Source organism: Thermanaeromonas toyohensis ToBE (genome assembly GCF_900176005.1).
GTDB classification, from domain to species: domain Bacteria; phylum Bacillota; class DSM-521; order Neomoorellales; family Neomoorellaceae; genus Thermanaeromonas; species Thermanaeromonas toyohensis.
In genome coordinates this window covers 2,990,956-3,009,777 of the sequence record NZ_LT838272.1, presented here as the reverse complement: position 1 = coordinate 3,009,777, position 18,822 = coordinate 2,990,956, and the positions used below count along the sequence as shown (strand labels likewise).

General features: G+C 44.8%; 22 protein-coding genes. 16 read left to right on the top strand and 6 right to left on the bottom strand.

The window, feature by feature from the left end:
* Positions 1 to 2 precede the first annotated feature (2 nt).
* Entirely contained in the window at positions 3 to 1,682 is a 1,680-nt protein-coding gene (locus B9A14_RS15205) for an ABC transporter ATP-binding protein (protein ID WP_084666676.1), read from the top strand.
* A gap of 68 nt (positions 1,683 to 1,750) precedes the next feature.
* Here B9A14_RS15205 and B9A14_RS15200 read toward each other — a convergent pair whose 3' ends face one another.
* The 4 genes from B9A14_RS15200 to yedE are packed head-to-tail and all read right to left on the bottom strand — an operon-like array spanning position 1,751 to position 4,488.
* Positions 1,751 to 1,969: a sulfurtransferase TusA family protein gene (locus B9A14_RS15200; RefSeq protein WP_084666675.1), complete on the bottom strand. Its 219-nt coding sequence runs from the start codon at positions 1,967 to 1,969 to the stop codon at positions 1,751 to 1,753.
* Entirely contained in the window at positions 1,956 to 2,852 is an 897-nt protein-coding gene (locus tag B9A14_RS15195) for an NAD(P)H-hydrate dehydratase (protein ID WP_231967823.1), read from the bottom strand. Before B9A14_RS15195 ends, B9A14_RS15200 begins: the two co-directional genes overlap by 14 nt.
* Entirely contained in the window at positions 2,849 to 3,400 is a 552-nt protein-coding gene (locus B9A14_RS15190; protein ID WP_084666674.1) for a putative Se/S carrier protein, read from the bottom strand. Before B9A14_RS15190 ends, B9A14_RS15195 begins: the two co-directional genes overlap by 4 nt.
* A 26-nt stretch (positions 3,401 to 3,426) precedes the next feature.
* Positions 3,427 to 4,488, bottom strand: coding sequence for a YedE family putative selenium transporter (yedE, locus tag B9A14_RS15185; protein WP_084666673.1), 1,062 nt, complete (start codon positions 4,486 to 4,488; stop codon positions 3,427 to 3,429).
* Positions 4,489 to 4,826: 338 nt separating this feature from the next.
* Between yedE and B9A14_RS15180 the strand changes: the two genes are divergently transcribed.
* The 15 genes from B9A14_RS15180 (at position 4,827) to nagB (ending at position 17,355) form a co-directional block, all read left to right on the top strand.
* The gene (locus B9A14_RS15180; protein ID WP_084666672.1) at positions 4,827 to 5,204 is read left to right on the top strand and encodes a NifB/NifX family molybdenum-iron cluster-binding protein; all 378 of its coding nucleotides are present in this window, start codon (positions 4,827 to 4,829) and stop codon (positions 5,202 to 5,204) included.
* A 2-nt stretch (positions 5,205 to 5,206) separates the two neighbouring features.
* Complete coding sequence (locus B9A14_RS15175) at positions 5,207 to 5,554, top strand: NifB/NifX family molybdenum-iron cluster-binding protein (protein WP_084666671.1); 348 nt, start codon at positions 5,207 to 5,209, stop codon at positions 5,552 to 5,554.
* A 29-nt stretch (positions 5,555 to 5,583) separates the two neighbouring features.
* The gene (locus tag B9A14_RS15170) at positions 5,584 to 5,751 is read left to right on the top strand and encodes a 4Fe-4S binding protein (protein WP_084667196.1); all 168 of its coding nucleotides are present in this window, start codon (positions 5,584 to 5,586) and stop codon (positions 5,749 to 5,751) included.
* 33 nt (positions 5,752 to 5,784) lie between these two features.
* Positions 5,785 to 6,636 carry an ATP-binding protein gene (locus tag B9A14_RS15165; RefSeq protein ID WP_084666670.1) on the top strand — a complete coding sequence of 284 codons (852 nt, stop codon included), beginning with the start codon at positions 5,785 to 5,787 and terminating at the stop codon, positions 6,634 to 6,636.
* Positions 6,629 to 7,489, top strand: coding sequence for an ATP-binding protein (locus tag B9A14_RS15160; RefSeq protein ID WP_084666669.1), 861 nt, complete (start codon positions 6,629 to 6,631; stop codon positions 7,487 to 7,489). The genes B9A14_RS15165 and B9A14_RS15160 overlap by 8 nt, the downstream gene beginning before the upstream one ends.
* Positions 7,490 to 7,502: 13 nt before the next feature.
* Entirely contained in the window at positions 7,503 to 7,973 is a 471-nt protein-coding gene (locus B9A14_RS15155; protein WP_084666668.1) for a Fur family transcriptional regulator, read from the top strand.
* 156 nt (positions 7,974 to 8,129) lie between these two features.
* A complete protein-coding gene (locus tag B9A14_RS15150; protein ID WP_084667195.1) occupies positions 8,130 to 8,741 on the top strand; it encodes an HD-GYP domain-containing protein in 612 nt (203 codons plus the stop codon).
* Positions 8,742 to 8,868: 127 nt separating this feature from the next.
* Complete coding sequence (locus B9A14_RS15145; protein ID WP_084666667.1) at positions 8,869 to 10,584, top strand: FAD-dependent oxidoreductase; 1,716 nt, start codon at positions 8,869 to 8,871, stop codon at positions 10,582 to 10,584.
* Between the two features lie 305 nt (positions 10,585 to 10,889).
* Positions 10,890 to 11,615 carry an N-acetylmannosamine-6-phosphate 2-epimerase gene (locus tag B9A14_RS15140; protein WP_084666666.1) on the top strand — a complete coding sequence of 242 codons (726 nt, stop codon included), beginning with the start codon at positions 10,890 to 10,892 and terminating at the stop codon, positions 11,613 to 11,615.
* The gene (locus tag B9A14_RS15135) at positions 11,588 to 12,439 is read left to right on the top strand and encodes a MurR/RpiR family transcriptional regulator (RefSeq protein ID WP_084666665.1); all 852 of its coding nucleotides are present in this window, start codon (positions 11,588 to 11,590) and stop codon (positions 12,437 to 12,439) included. The genes B9A14_RS15140 and B9A14_RS15135 overlap by 28 nt, the downstream gene beginning before the upstream one ends.
* Position 12,440: 1 nt before the next feature.
* The gene (locus B9A14_RS15130) at positions 12,441 to 13,373 is read left to right on the top strand and encodes an ROK family protein (protein ID WP_157109984.1); all 933 of its coding nucleotides are present in this window, start codon (positions 12,441 to 12,443) and stop codon (positions 13,371 to 13,373) included.
* Complete coding sequence (locus B9A14_RS15125; RefSeq protein ID WP_084666663.1) at positions 13,357 to 14,712, top strand: ABC transporter substrate-binding protein; 1,356 nt, start codon at positions 13,357 to 13,359, stop codon at positions 14,710 to 14,712. Before B9A14_RS15130 ends, B9A14_RS15125 begins: the two co-directional genes overlap by 17 nt.
* A 7-nt stretch (positions 14,713 to 14,719) precedes the next feature.
* Positions 14,720 to 15,589 (top strand): carbohydrate ABC transporter permease, encoded by an 870-nt coding sequence (locus tag B9A14_RS15120; protein ID WP_084666662.1) that lies wholly within the window; start codon positions 14,720 to 14,722, stop codon positions 15,587 to 15,589.
* Complete coding sequence (locus tag B9A14_RS15115) at positions 15,586 to 16,407, top strand: carbohydrate ABC transporter permease (protein ID WP_084666661.1); 822 nt, start codon at positions 15,586 to 15,588, stop codon at positions 16,405 to 16,407. Before B9A14_RS15120 ends, B9A14_RS15115 begins: the two co-directional genes overlap by 4 nt.
* A gap of 210 nt (positions 16,408 to 16,617) precedes the next feature.
* Entirely contained in the window at positions 16,618 to 17,355 is a 738-nt protein-coding gene (gene nagB / locus B9A14_RS15110) for a glucosamine-6-phosphate deaminase (RefSeq protein ID WP_084666660.1), read from the top strand.
* A 297-nt stretch (positions 17,356 to 17,652) separates the two neighbouring features.
* On the opposite strand, the gene B9A14_RS15105 is transcribed toward nagB, so the two are convergent.
* Together B9A14_RS15105 and B9A14_RS15100 are read right to left on the bottom strand one after the other, a co-directional pair.
* Entirely contained in the window at positions 17,653 to 18,006 is a 354-nt protein-coding gene (locus B9A14_RS15105; RefSeq protein WP_197686528.1) for a transcriptional regulator, read from the bottom strand.
* Positions 18,006 to 18,608, bottom strand: coding sequence for a hypothetical protein (locus tag B9A14_RS15100; protein WP_084666659.1), 603 nt, complete (start codon positions 18,606 to 18,608; stop codon positions 18,006 to 18,008). Before B9A14_RS15100 ends, B9A14_RS15105 begins: the two co-directional genes overlap by 1 nt.
* Between the last annotated feature and the right edge of the window lie 214 nt (positions 18,609 to 18,822).

The window sequence follows — 18,822 nt, the reverse complement described above, 5'->3', positions numbered from 1 at the left end:
AGATGCTGGTCATTAAAGATTTGCAAGTGTCCTTTGGCCACCTAACGGTGTTAAAGGGTATTAACCTACGGTTAGAAAAAGGGGAAGTTCTGGCTGTTGTAGGGGAGTCCGGGGCAGGCAAGACTACTTTGGGCCTCTCCATTATGGGGCTTTCGCCTGGCAGGTGCACTGGGCAGATCTTGTTTAAGGGCAGGGATATCCTCGCCCTGCCGGAGGAAGAACGTTGCCGGATCCGGGGAAAAGAGATAGCTATGGTTTTTCAAAACGTGGAGGACGCCCTGCACCCCCTTTATCCGGTGGTGGACCAGGTCATGGAGGCTATACTGATTCATGGGCTTAAAGACAAAGAGGTTGCCCAAGGGAAGGCGGTGGAGATCCTTAAAGCGGTTGGCCTAAGACAGGACCGGTTGCACACCTTTCCTCACCAGTTGAGCGGCGGGGAAAAACAGAGGGTTCTTTTAGCCCTGGCCTTGGCCAATGATCCCGAGGTACTCATCCTAGATGAACCTACTGCTTCTCTAGATGTTATAACTAGAGCGGAAATTATAAGTCTCCTTAAAAGGGTAATTAGGGATAAAATCGTTTTGTTAATCACCCACGACCTGTCTACAGCTGCTAAACTGGCCACCCGAGTGGCCGTCTTATATGGTGGTCGGGTAGTAGAGCTAGGCGCCACTAGGAGTCTTTTTACCTTCCCGCGCCATCCCTATACCCGGGGATTCTTGCGCTCTTATCCCAACATGACCACAGTCAAGGATTTACAAGGGATCCCCGGGCCTCCTTATAAGCCTGTGGGCGGATGCCCTTTTCATCCCCGCTGTACCCAGCGGATGGAAATCTGTTCCCAAGAAGTGCCGGAATTGAAAGGCCTTGGGGACTACTTCTTGGCCTGTCACCGGGGAGGGATAATACCTTTACTAGAAATAAAAAACCTTAGCAAATCCTTTAACGGGGTGCGGGCCGTGCAGGAAGTGGAATTGACCCTGTACGAAGGAGAAACCTTAGCCCTGGTGGGGGAAAGTGGATCTGGTAAGACCACCTTGGCCTTGACCATCATGGGCTTGCTGCCACCGGATAAGGGCGAAATTTGGCTGGAGGGTCAAAAAGTTTTACACAGGGACAAGGAATTCTATCAACGAGTGCAGATGATCTTTCAAAATCCCCAGGAATCCCTAAGTCACCGGATGAATGTCTTACAGTTGGTGAAAGAGCCCCTGGACGTGCAGGGCTGGGGCAGGGAAGAGGAGAAGGTGGAACGAGTAAAGCAGGTTCTGGAAGAAGTAGAGCTACCAACTCAGGACTTTTTCTTGCACAAATATCCCCACGAGCTCAGCGGTGGAGAAGCCCAGAGGGTGGCCATTGCCCGGGCCCTGGTATTAAATCCCAAGCTTTTAATTGCCGATGAACCCACCTCTGCCCTAGACGCCAGTATACAAGCTAAGATTCTAAAGCTTCTCCTTAACCTGCAGGAGAAAAGGGGATTGGCCATACTCTTTATTACCCATGATATCGCTTTGGCTAGAAAAGTGAGCGACCGCCTGGCGGTCATGAAGGACGGTTCTTTGGTAGAAGAGGGGCCGGCCAGCGAAGTTATATCTAACCCCAAACATCCTTACACCCGTACGCTTCTAAGCCTGGCGGCCGATCTGACAGAGGGAATTTCCGTTCAAGATATGATATAAAAAAGCCGGGTAAAGGAAATAAGAACCTCCTACACCCGACTTTGTTTGGGAGGTATTTTTTAGAAGGTTTATTCTACGCGCGGTTCCAATAGTAGACGGTACATATTTGAGGTTTTTTCTACTTTTATTGAGTACCCCTGGCTCTGGGCCAAGCGGCTAACGTTTTCTTTGGATGTTTCACTATCAGTAAGGATCAAGAGAGGTTGACCAGGATGCTGTTCCATAGCCTTTTTAGTTCTTACCACCGGTATAGGGCAAGATAAGCCACGCACATCAATTTCTATCATATTGGAGGAACCTCCTTTCCAGGTAATTGGGGTTATGGGCTTTTAAAACCACGGGAATATACTCGATGAGTCGAGCTACCGGAGTGGCTGGTGTGGCGCCTGCCATTTTGCCAGCCAGCCGGTTGATCTGGGCACTTATAATAGCTGCTTTCAGGGGATCCCACCCGGCGCCTGTTAAAGCAACTATCATGCCGGTTATGGTGTCCCCTGTTCCACCTATGCACTCTAGTTCCGGCACACAAGGCTCCTCTATCCTAGCCATAACCCTTCCTTCAGTGGCAATATAATCTATAGCCCCTTTAACTAAGAGGATTTTAGCGGCTCCACCATTGGTATAAGCCTTTTTTATCAGTTCAGGAACTTGTTGGGTCTCGGTGTCAAAAAGATGACGGCTGACATAAGCGGGATGAGCAGCTTCTGGATCAGCGAGAAAGGCCATTTCACTGGGGTCGGGAGTAAAAATATCAAATTGAGGAGCCATTCCACCCGCCTTAGCTGCGTACATGGCCCCAGCATCGGCAACTAACAAAGGCCGGGGTTGGCAATACTCAAGTGCTTCACAAAGCTTTTGTATCAATCTAACTATGGGCAGGCAATAATGTAGGGCAAGAATCCTAGGCTTCAGTTCCCTCACGTGCTCTATTAAATATTGATAAAGGCGCCTGGTGCCTTGGCCCCTGCCAATATCTCCGGCCAGAAGCGCATGGGGAGGTTCTACGCCCAAAGCACTTGTTACCGCAAGGCATGCGCTGATCATGGCTCCTGTACCCTGCCCACAAGGGAAAGCATAATCCTGGACCTTAAGCGAATCTCCTACCTTTACCACTTTACCCTGGACAAGGTCAAGATCTTCTGTGGGAACAGTTCCCACAATGAGGATCAAGTGAGCCTTCCTCCCTTCCAGATAGCCAAAGCTTCTTCCCAGGCTCTATCCAGCATTAAAGCGCAGAGGGTGAAACCTAAATCTTGCGGCCGGGGGATTGTCTCTAGATGGGAGCCTACTAGTTTGGTATACAGGTAAGGAACATCTGGGCAGCCACCCCCTGATATATTGACGATTATACCGGTGTCCTTAGAAAAAACAATTTTCATATTACCGGCTTTTACCATTACGTGTTCTGGAAAATAGACGATCTTTACTATCTGCAATAGTTCGGCAGAACCTTCTAAGGGATAGATACCTATATAATAGACCTGTCCTTGTAAAGCGCGAGCAATTGCTGTTTGCTCTACCAGCTCTATCTCTACAGCCAAATCGCAACCCTTCCGCAAAGCAGGGGGTGGCGCCACCAGCTTACCTTCATATCCGGCTTTTTTAACCACCTTTTCCCCCTTTAAAGCCTCTTCCACTGTAGGGAAGATTATTATTCCCCGGGTATTTTTCTTTTCTTGGACCGCGCGGGTAGCCAGGCCAGGCCATTTTAAAATCAATAGAGTCCATCCTCCTGTTTTTAGAGCTAATCGATCCTTTCCCGCATCAAGAACCCTACAGCCAGGGCAAAGGCTAAACCTATAACCACAGCTAGAGGGCCCAGGGGACTGGGACCTTTAGGACTAGAGGCCAGCCCGAAGTTATGGGCAAAGGCGGCTCCTGCTATTATCCCCCAGACGGTTATACCAGCATCGGTATCCCCTTCGGCAGCCAGGACCGTTTGGCGTAGGGGACATCCTCCCAGTAAAGTGGCAGTAAGGCCGGCCAGGATCATCCCTAGAAAGTTCCACAAGTGATTGCTATGGGAAATAGGCTGATTAACAAAACCTACATGGACTTTACCTAACATGAGATTAAGGATAAGAGCACCTATAAAAAAGGCAGCTATACCGCTGAAAAGATAAGTATCCTTTACCAAGAACAGATCGCGCCAGCCCCCCACAAAGCACATCCTGGTCCTTTGGGCGAGGAAGCCGAATAGTAATCCTACTATTAGAGAAAGGATCAAAGGTGCATGAGCAGCGCCTGGACCTTCTTTGCTGGTGAATATGAATTGGGGTCTAAAGATGGCCAGCAGCAGGAGGCCCACCATAAATAGAGGCATTATCCAGCCAGCTGCTGTATAGGTTGGGGTCGAACGGCCCAGGTTAAAACCCCTTTTTAAAAAATAAATTCCTATTAAAGCACCAGTCACCACTCCGGCTATACCGGTCAGCCCATTTAAATCTCCTCCTGCCACCCTTAATACAGCCCTTACTGGGCATCCGAGGAACACCATAGCACCTATCATAAAGAAAGCACCTAAAAAGAAGCGAACAAGAGGCGCAGAACCTCCCCTGGCTCGGAATTCCCCAAAAGCGAGGGCAGAAATGAAGCCGCCTAGAACTATACCCATAATTTCCGGCCTTAGGTATTGGACAGTTGCTGTCCTGTGTAAACCTAAGGCGCCGGTTATGTCCCGGTAAAAACAGGCTAGGCAGATACCCATATTAGCTGGGTTGCCTGCTACTGTCATCAGGGCAGCTACAGCCCCTAGGACAAACCCGGCTACGATCATTAGATATTGGCGCGAATTGATACCACGCATGTTAGCACCTCCTATTAGTTATTGTTTTGAACATCCGTTAAAGATCCTTCATGATCATTATTCCATATGGTTATGACACCATTAGCCTTATGGATACCCTACAGAGTATTTTTCGGACCAGTTTTTATAATTCAAGCATAAATCCCTAAAACTCTCGGGGGGTATCTTTTTATTGTGCAAGTTATAACTAAAACGAATATTATAATGGCACTTGCGAGGGAGAGGAGGGAAGGAAAACTAGGATAGTAACTAGGGGAGGCGAAATTATTGACATATGGTCATAATAGGAATATAATACAAATGAACAAATGGTCATAAATCTGATAGGGGGGTAGAAGGTGAAAATAGCTGTTACGGCTCAAGGGCCGAGCCTGGAAGCTAGTGTAGACCCGCGTTTTGGACGCTGCTCTTATTTTGTTATAGCAGGACCCGGCGGGACAATAATCGAGGCTATTTCCAATGATAGCGCGGCGGCTGGAGGCGGGGCCGGTATAAGCGCGGCTCAGATGCTGATAAACAAAGGGGTAGAAATTGTGCTGACCGGGCAGGTAGGCCCCAATGCCATGCGTGTATTACAGAGCGCGGGAATAAAGATTTATCAAACTACAGCTTCTACAGTTAAGGCTGCTTTGGAAGAGCTAAGACAAGGGAAGGCGACACCTGTTTCCGGGGCAACTGTAGGTCCTCATTTTGGTTTTGGAAGGGGAGGGAGATAGTTTTGAAGATAGCAGTAGCTACAGAGGGTAATATGGTAGCCGAACATTTCGGGCATTGCTCCCATTATACTTTATTTGAAGTGAAAAGCGGGGAGATCTTAAGCAAGACAGTAATCCCCAATCCCGGACACCAGCCAGGGTTTTTGCCAGGATATTTGGCTAGTCTAGGTGTAGAATGTGTAATCGCTGGGGGCATGGGAGCAAGGGCCATGGAGCTATTTGCGCAACAAGGGATTGAGACCATTACCGGTGTAGGAGGCCTAGTGGACGAAGCAGTACGGGAGTACTTGAGGGGCAATTTAAAGAGCCAAGGCGGTCCGTGCCAGCACGATCACCATCACGGATGCTAATTACTTTAAGGAAAGGGGAGGTTTTATTTATGCCAGTACTGGTAATAGAGGAAAAGTGTAGTGGATGTGGGACATGTGCAGAAGTGTGCCCTGTAGCAGCTATAACTGTAGAAGGGGTGGCTAAGGTAAACGAAGATTGTGTGGAGTGCGGTACTTGTGTAGATGAGTGCCCTAATGGGGCTTTGAGCCTAGATTAAGTAATAAGCAAAAAGTGTGGTGAATTTAATCCTATGAAAGTGGCGGTGGCCAGCGGTAAAGGCGGGACAGGCAAGACTACGGTAGCTGTTAGTTTAGCTTTGGCCTTAGAGGAGAAAATACCGGTTCAATTTCTCGATTGTGATGTGGAAGAACCTAACGGCCACTTATTTTTAAACCCTACTTATACCCAGAAAGAGGAAGTAACCCTCTTGGTACCAGAAGTAGATGAAAATAAGTGCAACTATTGTGGTACTTGTGCTAAGATATGCGCCTTCAACGCCATAGCCATAGCCAGCCAAAGGGTTTTGGTGTTCCCTGAGCTCTGTCATGGATGTGGGGCCTGCAGCAGGTTTTGCCCTAGGGGAGCTATAAAGGAAATCCCTTTCCGGATAGGTATAGTAGCCAGCGGCTGGGCAGGGAGGATAGAAATGGTAGAAGGTCGGTTGGATATTGGTAAACCGCTGGCCCCGCCGGTTATAAAAGCGGTAAAGAAACGTGCTAGACCTAATAAGGCCGTGATAATAGATGCTCCACCTGGCACTTCTTGCCCTGTTGTGACTGCCATAAGTGGAAGCGATTTTTGCCTTTTAGTTACAGAACCCACGCCCTTTGGGCTTTATGATTTGAAATTGGCTATAGAGGTAAGCCGAGAATTGAGGATTCCTTGTGGGGTTATTATTAACCGCTCTACTTTTACAGATGGTGAGGTCGAAAGGTATTGTTATCAGGAGGATGTCCCGGTGGTTTTAAAAATACCCTTTGATCAGCGTTATGCCGCTTGTTATGCGAAAGGAGTCCCCTTTATTTTAGGATTTCCTGAATGGGCTCCTGTTTTTAGGGATTTATGGCAGAGAATAGACGGGATGGTGAAGAAAGGTGTTTGAACTACTGGTTATTAGTGGTAAAGGTGGAACGGGTAAAACCTCATTAGTAGCTGCTTTGGCCATGTTAGCTAAGAATAAAGTGTTGGTAGATTGCGATGTAGATGCCCCCGACTTACACCTTCTTCTCCATCCCGAAGAAGAAAGCAGCAATGAATTCTGGGGGGGCTATAAAGCGAGTATTGATATAGAGCGGTGTACCAGATGCGGTTTATGTGAAGAAGCCTGCCGTTTTGAAGCCATAAAGGATTTTCGAGTAGATCCTATATTTTGCGAAGGATGTGGTGTTTGCTTCCGTTTATGCCCGGTAGGGGCTATCAAATTTAGGCAGTTGATGGTGGGATATTGGTATATCTCCCGGACTAATTTTGGCCCCTTGGTCCATGCCCGCCTAGGAGTGGGAGAGGAAAATTCGGGAAAACTCGTTACAGTTATCCGCCAGGCAGCCCGTAACCTGGCCCGGGAAAAAGGCTTAAGTTTAATAATTATTGATGGACCACCTGGGATAGGGTGCCCTGTAATTTCTTCCTTGACGGGTGTCTCCTTAGCCTTAGTGGTTACGGAGCCCACTGTGGCAGGTAAACATGATTTGGAAAGGGTAATAACTCTTGCCAGCCATTTTCGAGTACCGATTGTAATAGCTATAAACAAATTTGACCTAGCTTTAGAGAAAAGTGAAGAAATAGAGGAATATTGTGCCCAACAGGGGCTAGAAATAGCAGGAAAGATACCCTTTGATGAGGAGGTTAACCAAGCGCTATCCCGCGGCCAATCCTTTTTAACCAATAAGTACTCTAAAGCAGCTCGTGCTGTTACCTCCCTTTGGGAGAAATTGCAAGTGAGGCTAGGAAGCTAAAGGGGGGGTATCCATGGAAAATGTCGAAAAAGTCTCGAAAGACCGAGAGAAATTTTATGCAGTCCAGGATAATTTACAACGTTTACAAGAGAGCGATCGCCGGCTCACTCGTCAGCGCAAGGCGGTACTTAAAGCTTTCTTAGAGCTATCACCAGAACATCCAACGGTAGAAAAAATATATCAGGTAGCGAAGAATTATTGTTCTACCTTAGGGTTAGCTACTGTTTACCGCACATTAGATTTATTTGCCCAGCTAGGTATTGCGCAAAAAATACCTTCCACAGAAGGTATTACTAGATATGATATTGATAAAGATTCTCATGTTCATTTTATTTGCCTTGAATGCGGGGAGACCAAGGAATTAGAGATAGGAATCGATACTTTGGTGGATAAGTGTAAAGATAAGGGCTTTGAAATCGCTAAGGCCTCTCTCTTATTTTTTGGCTATTGTCCTTCCTGTCGAACAAAGGGTAATAACCCTTGACAAAGGATATTATTAGCATTATTTTATAACTGAGAAATGAGAATGAGTTTCAATATCGAGGAAGTAGAATTGGAGGGTGATCTGTTAACCTTGAGTACCTTAAAGCCGGGTACTAGAGGAAAGGTAACGCGGATAGTAGCCCAAGGGGGCAAGTCTATGTTTACATGGGGTCTATGCTCCGACATTTATCATGATATTATTGAGTGTTTGACGGCTGCTTTAGAGGCGAGGGATCCTTATTCTAAAGAGCATTCCAGCCGGGTAGCAGATATGGCTTATGACCTGGGTCGCCGTTTGGGGCTCAGGGGCAAAGAGTTAGAAAAAGTACATATTGCCGCCCATTTGCATGATATTGGTAAAATCGGTGTCCCGGACCAAATTTTACAAAAACCTGGTAAGCTCTTGCCCCATGAATGGGCGGCCATTAGACGGCATCCTGAAATAGGCTATAATATTTTAAGCCGTTCGCGGCGGTTAGAGGACATCGCCCTTCTAGTCCTTTATCACCACGAACGCTGGGATGGTAAGGGATACCCTAAAGGGTTAAAAGGAGAAGCCATTCCTTTAGGGGCGCGAATCATCGGTTTATGTGATGCTATCGATGCTATGACTTCTGACCGGCCTTATCGTCCCGCCCTTAGCTGGCGCCAGTGTTGGGAAGAAGTGGAAGCAAATAAAGCTTTGCAATTTGATGCTGTAGTGGTAGAGGCAGCGGAAGCTTTATGGCCGGTGTGGGAAAAAAGGTGGTCATCCCGTAAGGGGGCTTAATAGAATTACTTAAGCTTATACTAAGAAAAATTTTCTCTTAAACTATTATTGACCTATGCTCTAATAGGTGCTATACTGGTCACAAAAAAATATGTTCTAATAGGAGCGAGTTTGAGGGGGACGATTTATGGCTCGCAAAATCGTTATTATCGGAGGAGTAGCGACGGGACCCAAGGCAGCTGCTCGAGCCCGTAGGTTAGATCCAGAGGCTGAAATTACTTTAGTAGAGCAGGGAAGTTTTCTTTCCTATGCTGGTTGTGGCATGCCTTATTACATAGCTGGGGTAGTAAAAGAAATGGAGGAGTTGATGTGTACACCAGCAGGTGTAGTAAGGGATGCAGCCTATTTTAAGGGGATTAAAGGGATAAACGTTCTTACTCGTACCCGAGCTCTTTCTATAGATCGTCAAGCTAAAGAAGTGCGAGTGATGAATTTAGAGACAGGGGAAGTCAAAACTTTACCTTATGACAAGTTGATTTTGGCTACGGGAAGTACCCCTGTTAGGCCCCCTATCCCGGGCCTGGATTTAGGCAGAGTTTATACCTTGGGAAACCTAGAAGAAGCGGCAGCTATTAGAGACGCTTTAGCTAGCGGTCGGGTAGAAAAGGTAGTTATCATTGGCGGTGGACTTATCGGGTTAGAGGTGGCTGATGCCCTTAAGACCGCCGCCCAAACCTATGGACGGGAGTTTAAAATAACTCTTATGGAAGCCCTTCCTCAGCTGGTGAGTGCCCAGTTAGATGCAGATATGGCAGCCCTCTTAGCTAAACATTTGCGGACCCAAGGGGTGGATTTACGTTTAAGCTGTAAGGTATTACGTTTAGAAGGGGACGAAGAGGGGAAAGTTAAAGCAGTAATTACAGAAGAAGATATGGTTCCCACCGATATGGTGATAGTAGCTACAGGGGTGCGGCCTAATACTGCCTTGGCCCAGGTGGCTGGCTTGCGCCTTGGAACCTCAGGAGGAATAATAGTTAACGAATACTTAGAAACAGACGATCCTGATATCCTGGCAGGCGGTGATTGTGTAGAAAATATTCATGTTTTGAATGGTAAACCAATTTATTTACCCTTAGGCTCTACAGCCAACCGGCATGGTCGAGTTCTAGGGGCTAATGTTACTGGAGGCCGCGAAAAGTTTCCAGGGGTACTGGGTACAGCTATTTTCAAAGCCTTCGATTATAACGTAGGCCGTACAGGCTTTTCGGAAAAGGAGGCTAGGGCTAGCGGTTATAAAGTAGAAACTATTATCTGCCCTAACCCGGACCGGGCCCATTACTACCCGGGCAGCAAACCTATTATTATAAAAATGGTAGCGGATAAAGCTACCCGTAAGCTTCTAGGTGTTCAAATTGTGGGACCAGGAGAAGTGGCTAAAAGGGTGGACGTGGCGGCAACTGCTATTACTTTAGGAGCTACAATAGACCAGGTGGCTAATCTAGATCTAGCTTATGCTCCTCCTTACTCTACAGCCCTCGATCCTTTGACTCATGCAGCTAATGCCCTGCGTAATAAGCTAGATGGGCTGGCTCAAAGCTTAAACCCCTTGGAGGTTAAAGAACGTCTTGAGCGAGGAGAGGATTTGCTCCTTTTGGATGTGCGGACGCCAGCGGAAGTAGAAGAAATACGCCTACCCTACCCCCAGGTGCGGCATATTCCTTTAGGCAAGCTCCGGCAGGAGGCGGCAAGCCTCCCCAGGGACAGAGATATTATAGCCTTCTGTAAGATAAGCCTGCGGGGATATGAAGCGGAGCTAATTTTAAAGAGTTTAGGTTTTACCCGGGTATTCTTTATGGAAGGAGGCCTTGCGGCCTGGCCTTTTGAGGTAGTCAAAGGGAAATAAAGGAAGATTATAAAGGAAGGTGGCGCGGTAATAACCGCGCTTTTTTGTGTGCGCCCGGCATGGGCTTGGGCTTTCGGGGGAAAGTCCCCAACCTATTTATTTGAGCCTCCATAAGGCAGGGCCTCCTTTACGGGCTTACCCATTAGACCCATCAGAGAGGACCCGCTCTAGGTAAACCGAATTCCGCTTTAGCCACCTCTTCCTCGCAAGGAGCCAGTAGATAATAGAATAAAAAAATAAATCCACTTTTTCATCACAAAAAGGAGGATTTTTTTATCAGAGAGCGAATCTATATATTAGAGGAGATGGCTATGGATATATTACGACGTCTAGAAAAGGGACTAATTGTTTCTTGTCAGGCACCAGTAGATGATCCCCTTCACAGTTCTTTTATAATGGCTAGGATAGCAAAAGCAGCTGAATTAGGTGGGGCAGTAGCAATAAGGGCAAACGGGTATGAAGATATATTAGCAATTAGAAAGGAAGTAAAACTTCCGATAATTGGACTTATAAAAAAACATTATGAGGGATATAAACCCTATATAACTCCAACAATTGAAGAAGTTGATAAGGTAATCAAAGCTGGTGCTGACATTGTTGCAGTAGATGCGACAAAGGCATGTAAACCGGGGAACATTACAACAGCGGAATTTTTTACAATGATAAGACAAAAGTATCCTAAAACCTTAATTATGGCAGATATATCGACCTATGAAGAAGGGATCGAAGCTTATTATTTGGGCTTCAATCTAATATCCACCACGCTCTCAGGGTATACAGATTATAGCCCTCAAATAGATGAACCCGATTTTGAATTAATTGAAAGGCTTTCTAAAGATGTGAAAGTGCCCTTGATCGCGGAAGGAAGAATATGGACACCAGAACAAGCTATAAAAGCTTTTGAAAAAGGGGCCTATGCAGTTGTTGTTGGTACAGCAATTACAAGACCCCAAGAAATAACCAGACGTTTTGTAAACTATATAACTGAATGGAGGAGCAAAGGTTGCAAGAACAAAGTAGTATCCTCTTAAAGATCAGAAGTATTTATAACTCCTTAACGAAGGCGGAAAAAAAAGTAGCAGATTATGTACTGGAAAATTTTGATAACGTTATATACCTTTCGGTAACGGAGCTGGCAGAAAAGTGTGGATGTGGAGAGACCACAGTAATAAGATTTTGTAGGCACATAGGGCTAACAGGTTTTCAAGATTTTAAGCTTAATATTGCAAAAGATATAGTTAGGCCCGAAATGAATATTCATGAAAATATTTCCTTTGAAGATTCTATCGATATATTAGTACAAAAGATTACAACAGAAAATATTACCGCATTATCAAATACCGTTAAGCTGCTTTCTCTGAAAGAACTTGAAAGAGCAGTTGATGCAATAGTTAATGCAAATAAAATTGAGTTCTATGGAGTGGGTGCTTCGGGATATACAGCCTTAGATGCCAAATATAAGTTTTTACGGTTGGGATTAAATGTTGATGCTATGCTAGATGCACATATTCAGGCTATATCTGCAGTAAATTTAGGGGAAAAAGATGTTGCTGTAGGTATATCATTTTCTGGAAGTACAAAAGATACTGTAGAAACTTGTCGATTGGCGAAAAAAGCTGGGGCAAAGGTCATATGTATAACAAATTATGCGAGGTCGCCTATAACTTCAGTAGCAGATATTGTACTTTTAACCTCTGTAAAAGAGACTCCGCTCAGAAGCGGTGCCTTAACCTCAAAAATTGCACAGCTTCATATATTAGATATTTTGTATACAAGTGTAGCAATAAGATTAAAGGATAAAGCTGTTCAAAGTCTAAATAAAACGGCTAAAGCAGTCTTAGAAAAGTTATTTTAAAGTGAAGGGAGAAGAAATGAGGGTAATAGGGATCGATGTAGGGGGAAGCAAAATTCGAGGTGCTCTTGTAAGTAGAGACGGGTCTTTACAAAGGGTAATTGAAATATCGACTGAAGCAGATAAAGGTGGTTTACATGTTGTCAGGCGCGTGTTATCTATTATTAAAGAACTTTTAGAGCAAAGTGTCCTAGGGATAGGTATTGGAACAGCCGGTCAAGTGGGTTTTGATGGTAGTATCCTTGGTGCCACGAATACATTTCCAGGATGGACCGGTATTCCTTTGAAAAAAATAGTTGAAAGCGAAACCTATCTTCCTGTTAAAGTGGTAAATGATGTACATGCAATGGCCTTAGGAGAACTCTATTTTGGCGAAGCTAAGGGTGTTCAACATTTTCTATGCTTGGCTTTAGGTACAGGAGTAGGAGGAGCTATTGTAATAAACAGGAAACTCTTTAGAGGTTCTACTGGAGCCGCAGGCGAAATAGGACACTTAATCATTCATCCTAACGGTAGAAGTTGTCCTTGCGGAAGGAAAGGATGTCTAGAAGCCTATGTTTCCGCAACAGCTTTAACAAAAAGATATGAAGAAAAAACAGGCATTAAAATGAAGGCTTCGGAAATCCTTAAAAATAGTTTATTAGGAAAAGAGCTAGAGGCAGAGATAATAAAGGACTTTTTAGAAGATCTTGCCAATGCTCTTGCTTCCTTAGTTTCTATATTCGATCCTCAAAAGATTATTCTGGGGGGTGGTATTGCAAAAGAGCTTTTACCATATCTTAAAAAGCTTATGGATATGGTAAAGTATCAACTTAATCCTACAAGGCAGCCTACGTTTAGGCTATCAATTTCTCAACTAGGAGGAGATGCTATGATTTTGGGAGCTGCAAGCTTATTTTTGAAGGAGGGAGAACTCTATAATGAAGAAATGGAGTAAAATATTGGCTATTCTTATAGTGGGTACTCTAGCAGCTTTAGTAGGTGGGTGTGCTGCGGGTGGAAAAAAGGCTTCAGATACTTCGGCTTCAGGAAAAAGGGAAATTGTTAATATGCTCTATTGGCCAGGACCAGAAAGTGAAGCTATGTCAAAGGTGATCGCCAAATATAATGAGGGGCAAGGAGCCAAAGATGGGGTTGAGGTAAAAATGCTTCCTGCTCCTCGAGAAGGGTTTTGGGAAAAAGAAGCAGCTATGATGGCGGCTAACAGTCAAGATGTAGACATTTACTTTACAGCGACGTACAAAATTGGTGAACATAAAGGGCATCTAGTTCCACTTCAAGATAAAATAGAAGGATTAAATATGTTCATTGATACAAGCATTAACGCACTTAAAAATGAAGGAAATGTTTACGGGATTCCAATGGACATAAGTAACCACTTTTTGTATTACCGCAAAGATTTGATTGAGAAACTTTTAAGCGATGCAAATTGGCAGGCCAAGTATAGAGAAATTAGTAAACAAATTGTAGGAAAAGAACTCTCTCCTAAAGATCCTAAGGAATGGGATTGGGATGATTTTATTGCGACCTCCGCTTTCTTTACTAAACAATACAACCCAGTATCCCCAACAGAATACGGAACAGCATTACAGTTAAAAAATCTAATATATAACGTAATGATTTGGAACGATGTGCTTTATTCGTTTGGAGGAAGCTGGTACACTAAGGATGGCAAGCCGAATTTCGACACAGAAGAAGCAAGGAAAGCACTTCAAGTGTATGTGGATATCTTTAAAAAGAAGTTAACTCCTCCGACTTCGACGACCTTTGAATATCCTGAAACAAACCAAGCTTTTCAAACTGAAAAAGTAGCGCTTATCTTACAGTGGAGCGCAGCATATCATGAACTCACTGATAAATCTAAGAGCGAAAAGGTTTATGATAAAGTAGGGATTGCCCCTATTCCAGGTCCCAAACATGCTACACATATTCATGTTTTAGGAGTGGGTCTTAACAAGTCCTCCCCCAAACAAGAAGCAGCATTGAAATGGTTAAAATATCTTGCCACAAAAGATGCCATGAAGGTTTATGCTGAAAACGGGGGAATTCCTCCTGTAAAAGATATTCTAGAAGGAATGAAGGATAAACGCCCCGAATTTCCTTATATCGCTGAGCATAGCGAGAAATATGGGTTTGTCGAAGATACTAGTGGGAATGTATTTCCTGTGTTAGAAATTATGGCAAAATATCTTTCGGCAGCTTGGGTTGGCCAAATTGATATAGATAGCGCCCTCAAAAAAGTTCAGGAAGAAGTTAGTCAGAAAGTGGGGAAGTAAAAACCAGATGTATAAAATAAAATCGAAAAAAGAAGCTTACGTATTTATTGGGCCTTTAGCGGTGGCGGTGTTGACACTTATAGTCTTCCCCACCGCTTATTCTTATTACATGAGCTTTTTTGGGTTTAAGCTTTCCGGCAGTCATAAACCGTTTATTGGCATAACTAATTATCTCCACATTTTGGGCGATGCTAGTTTTAGACATTCACTTATTTATAGCACAAGGTTTTCACTGTTTGCTACTGCTGTGGAATTGGTAATTGGAGTAGCGCTAGCTATCCTTATCAATAGAAGTTTTAGGGGGAAACGAGTAGTTATTAGTGTAATATTACTTCCCATGATGGTAGCTCCTTCCCTATTTGCTTTGATTTTTCGGTTAGGATTAAATGAGTTTGTAGGGATTATACCATATTACATGAAACAGCTAGGGCTGCCCGGGAATCCATTTGATCCAAAATGGGTAAATCTAACCTTGATCATGATTGATGCTCTTCAATGGATTCCTTTTGTATTTATTATCGCCTATGCTGGACTTACCTCAATTCCTGAAGAGCTTTATGAAGCTGCCAAGATTGATGGGGCTAATTCTTATCATGTTTTTACAAAAATCATTTTTCCCCTTCTTGTTCCCACTCTTGCTATAGCAGCTTTTTTGCGAGGCATAGATGCTTTTAAGGTATATGATATGATCTATGTCTTAACTAATGGTGGGCCAGGAGATCTTACAACAAGTGTAAGCCTTTTTATATACAAAAAGGCATTTTTAGAGGGGAATCTGGGAGAAGCAGCAGCAGCAAGCATTTTGCTAACTTTTATATTAGCACTTCCACTATCATTAGCAATGAGATATGTCTTTAAAAGGGAGGAGTACTCGTGAGGACGTTGAGAAATATTGCTTTTGGGATTGTTCTACTAATTACCGTGGTAACCTTTAGCTCTCCTTTGGCAATAGCTTTTTTAACCTCTTTAAAAAGCGACGCTGATATTTCTTCTTTTCCTCCTAAATGGATATTTTCACCAACACTTGAGCACTACCAAAATGTGTTTTATGGTTCAGGTTATCCGTTTGGGCTGTTTTTTGCAAATAGCTTTATTATAGCATTTGGGGCAAGTATTGGAGCTGTACTGCTGAGTCTTCCAGCTGCTTATGCTATAGTCAGAATGGGTGTTGGTAGAAAGCGATTTTTTCCTTTTGTAGTAAGTTTGCGGTTATTGCCTCCTATAGTTTTTGCTATTCCCTACTATATGATGTTCCAGTTTTTAAATTTATTAGATACCCGAGTAGGATTGATTTGGGTAGGAATTATTATGAATACTCCGCTCACTTTAATGCTTCTTGTAGGTTCTATTCAAGAATTTCCCAGGGAAGTAGAGGAAGCAGCCATGATTGATGGATGTTCCACTTACGGAATTCTAACGCGCATTGTATTTCCTCTCATTGCACCTGGAGCAGCAGCGGCGGCTATTCTAGCGTTCATATTTACTTGGAATGAATTTTTATTTGTCCGTATTTTAAGCGATGTAAAAGCAACAACCGTAACAGTGGGGTCAACGCTATTTATACAAGCTTACGGTATTCGATGGGGAGATATTGCAGCTGCTGTCTCCCTTTCTGTGATCCCTCCGCTTGTTTTTGCCTTGTTCGTGCAACGTTATCTTGTAAAAGGACTTTCAATGGGAGCAGTAAAAGGATAAAAGGGGCAAGTGGGAAGAAGAAAAAGATACTAATAACAGCGAGCCGGGTATACACACCCCACCAAATTAATACCTACACATACATGGCGGAGGAGAAGCGGAAGTAAAGGGAAATAATCTTGAACCCCAACTGGGAAGTAAAACTCACCATGATAAAAGGGGAGATAATATACCATACCTGAAAAGAAGCCTAAGGAGGGAAGATAAAGAGTGCATCCTGAGCTAATAATAGCAGAAGACTACCAAGACCTAAGTAGGAAGGCAGCCTTAAGAGTAGCAGAACAGATAAAGGAAAAACCTACCACCGTACTAGGACTAGCCACAGGCAAAACCCCCTTAGGGCTATACCGCGAACTAATAAGGCTACACCAAGAAGAAGGGCTTGATTTTTCCCGGGTAAAAACCTTCAACCTAGACGAATACTATGGTATTTCTCCCGAAGACAAGCGGAGCTTTCACTACTACATGTGGGAAAACCTTTTTAAACACCTAAACATACCCCGGGGAAACATACATCTTCCTGATGGGGGAGCCCAAGACATAGAGGAAGAATGCCGAAGATACGAAGAAGCCATAAGGGAAGCAGGGGGTATAGACCTGCAAGTTTTAGGGATAGGTAGTAACGGCCACATAGGTTTTAACGAACCGGGTACCGAATGGGGGAGCCTAACCCATCTGGCCCAGCTTACCCCGGAGACCATAAAAGACAACGAAGAAGAAGGAGGGGAAGGTATACCGGGGTTTGCCCTTACCATGGGCATAAAGACCATAATGAGGGCTAACCGGATACTTCTTTTAGCCTATGGGGAGAGCAAAGCTAACATAATAGCTAGGGCTTTAAAAGGTCCGGTAGATAAAAGTGTACCTGCCTCTATACTCCAGCTCCATCCAGGGCTAGTGGTAATTGTAGATAAAGAGGCGGCTAAGTTTTTGGGAAGCCTTACTTGAATTTAAATCCTAGAAGAAGCTTAAGGAGGGTAAAAACCTTGCTTCCAGGAACAAATACATTAAAGGAAATATTAAGCAAGCCTGAGATCTAGGGAAAAAAGTTGAGTTCCAAACGTGTTAGGTCAAGGAATAGGTGGTATGTTATGCTTTTATTTGCTATGGTAGCGTAAAGGGGATAATTCTATTTCTGAATGCTATATTATCTTGCCTCTCCTAGGGGGATGATAACCAATCAATCCGGGGCGGCCTTCCTTGACAGGCAAACTTCGTGGCGCAAAGGAATCACCATGGCAATCCTTAACCAGATCCTCCGCCCTGGAGCCTTATCGCATCTACCTCGTTAAGGTAGCGGCGAAGAGCCTGAATGTACTCCTCGAAGGCCTGGCGCCCCCGCCGCGTTGCTGCGATCCACGTGACAGGCCGTTTCCCGCGAAAGGCTTTCTCCATCCTAACGTAGCCGACTTGCTCCAGCCGTGCCAGGCAAGTGCTTAAATTTCCCGCCGAGAAGCCCAAAAGCTCCTGAAGCTTGGTAAAGGCGATGCGATCACGTTCCGGCAACCCACAAAGCACGGTCATGATTTGCAGTCGCGCTGGCGGGTGGATGTTTTCGTCGAGATGTGGTAAAGAAAAGGGGCCCCCAACCATTTCCATCATCGTGGCTCCTGGTCGTCCCTGCCAGCGCGAATCCGATCGTGGAGCAATCCTGCCACGATCAGACCGCCTCCCCCTAGCAGTGCCATGGCCAGGTCGTAGACACCCTCCCCCAGCCACGCCGCAAACAGGTTAGCCAGCCCGAGCCACAGACCAGTACCCATCTGCAGGTTATCAAAGTACAGCGCCCCCATCATAAGATAGAGAATGCTGACGGTGTAGACGGCCCAGATACCCACCAGCCAGTTGGAGGAACCTGTTAGGCCAACGGTTAGGAGCAACAGGAGAAAGGCGATCATCCAGACCAACCAGATACGACGTCCCGCCGGCGACGAAACGTCCCGTAGACCAGCGTAGTGGCGATAAGTGTAGGCCATCGCAACCAGAATGGCAACCATCCAGGTTGAGCTAATAGCCACCCCCATCCACGGCCCGACCCAGTCTCTATGGGAGACCAGCAGGTGGGTGAGGGCGAAAGCGATGCCCCATGTGAACCCCCAGCACCTATAGACAGGACCGTCGGGAGAAAAAAACTCCCGGCGCATCCTGACCAGGGTTTCCTGAATTAGTGCTAGGCTTTGGTGGACATTTTCAGGCTTCATCAAGTGTATTCCTCCTTTGGGTAACTTTGCAATACAAAGTATATTATGGAAGAAAGTATTTTGTCAAGCGGATAATGCTAAGAGCCAGTCTTTAGAATTGATGATTTCACAGAAAAGCGCCGGAAAATTTGGGGTAAATTGTATGAATCGGTCAACTGGGTCTTGTTAAAAGGAGGTTGGAGGCGAATATTATTCAGGTAACAAGAAGGATTTA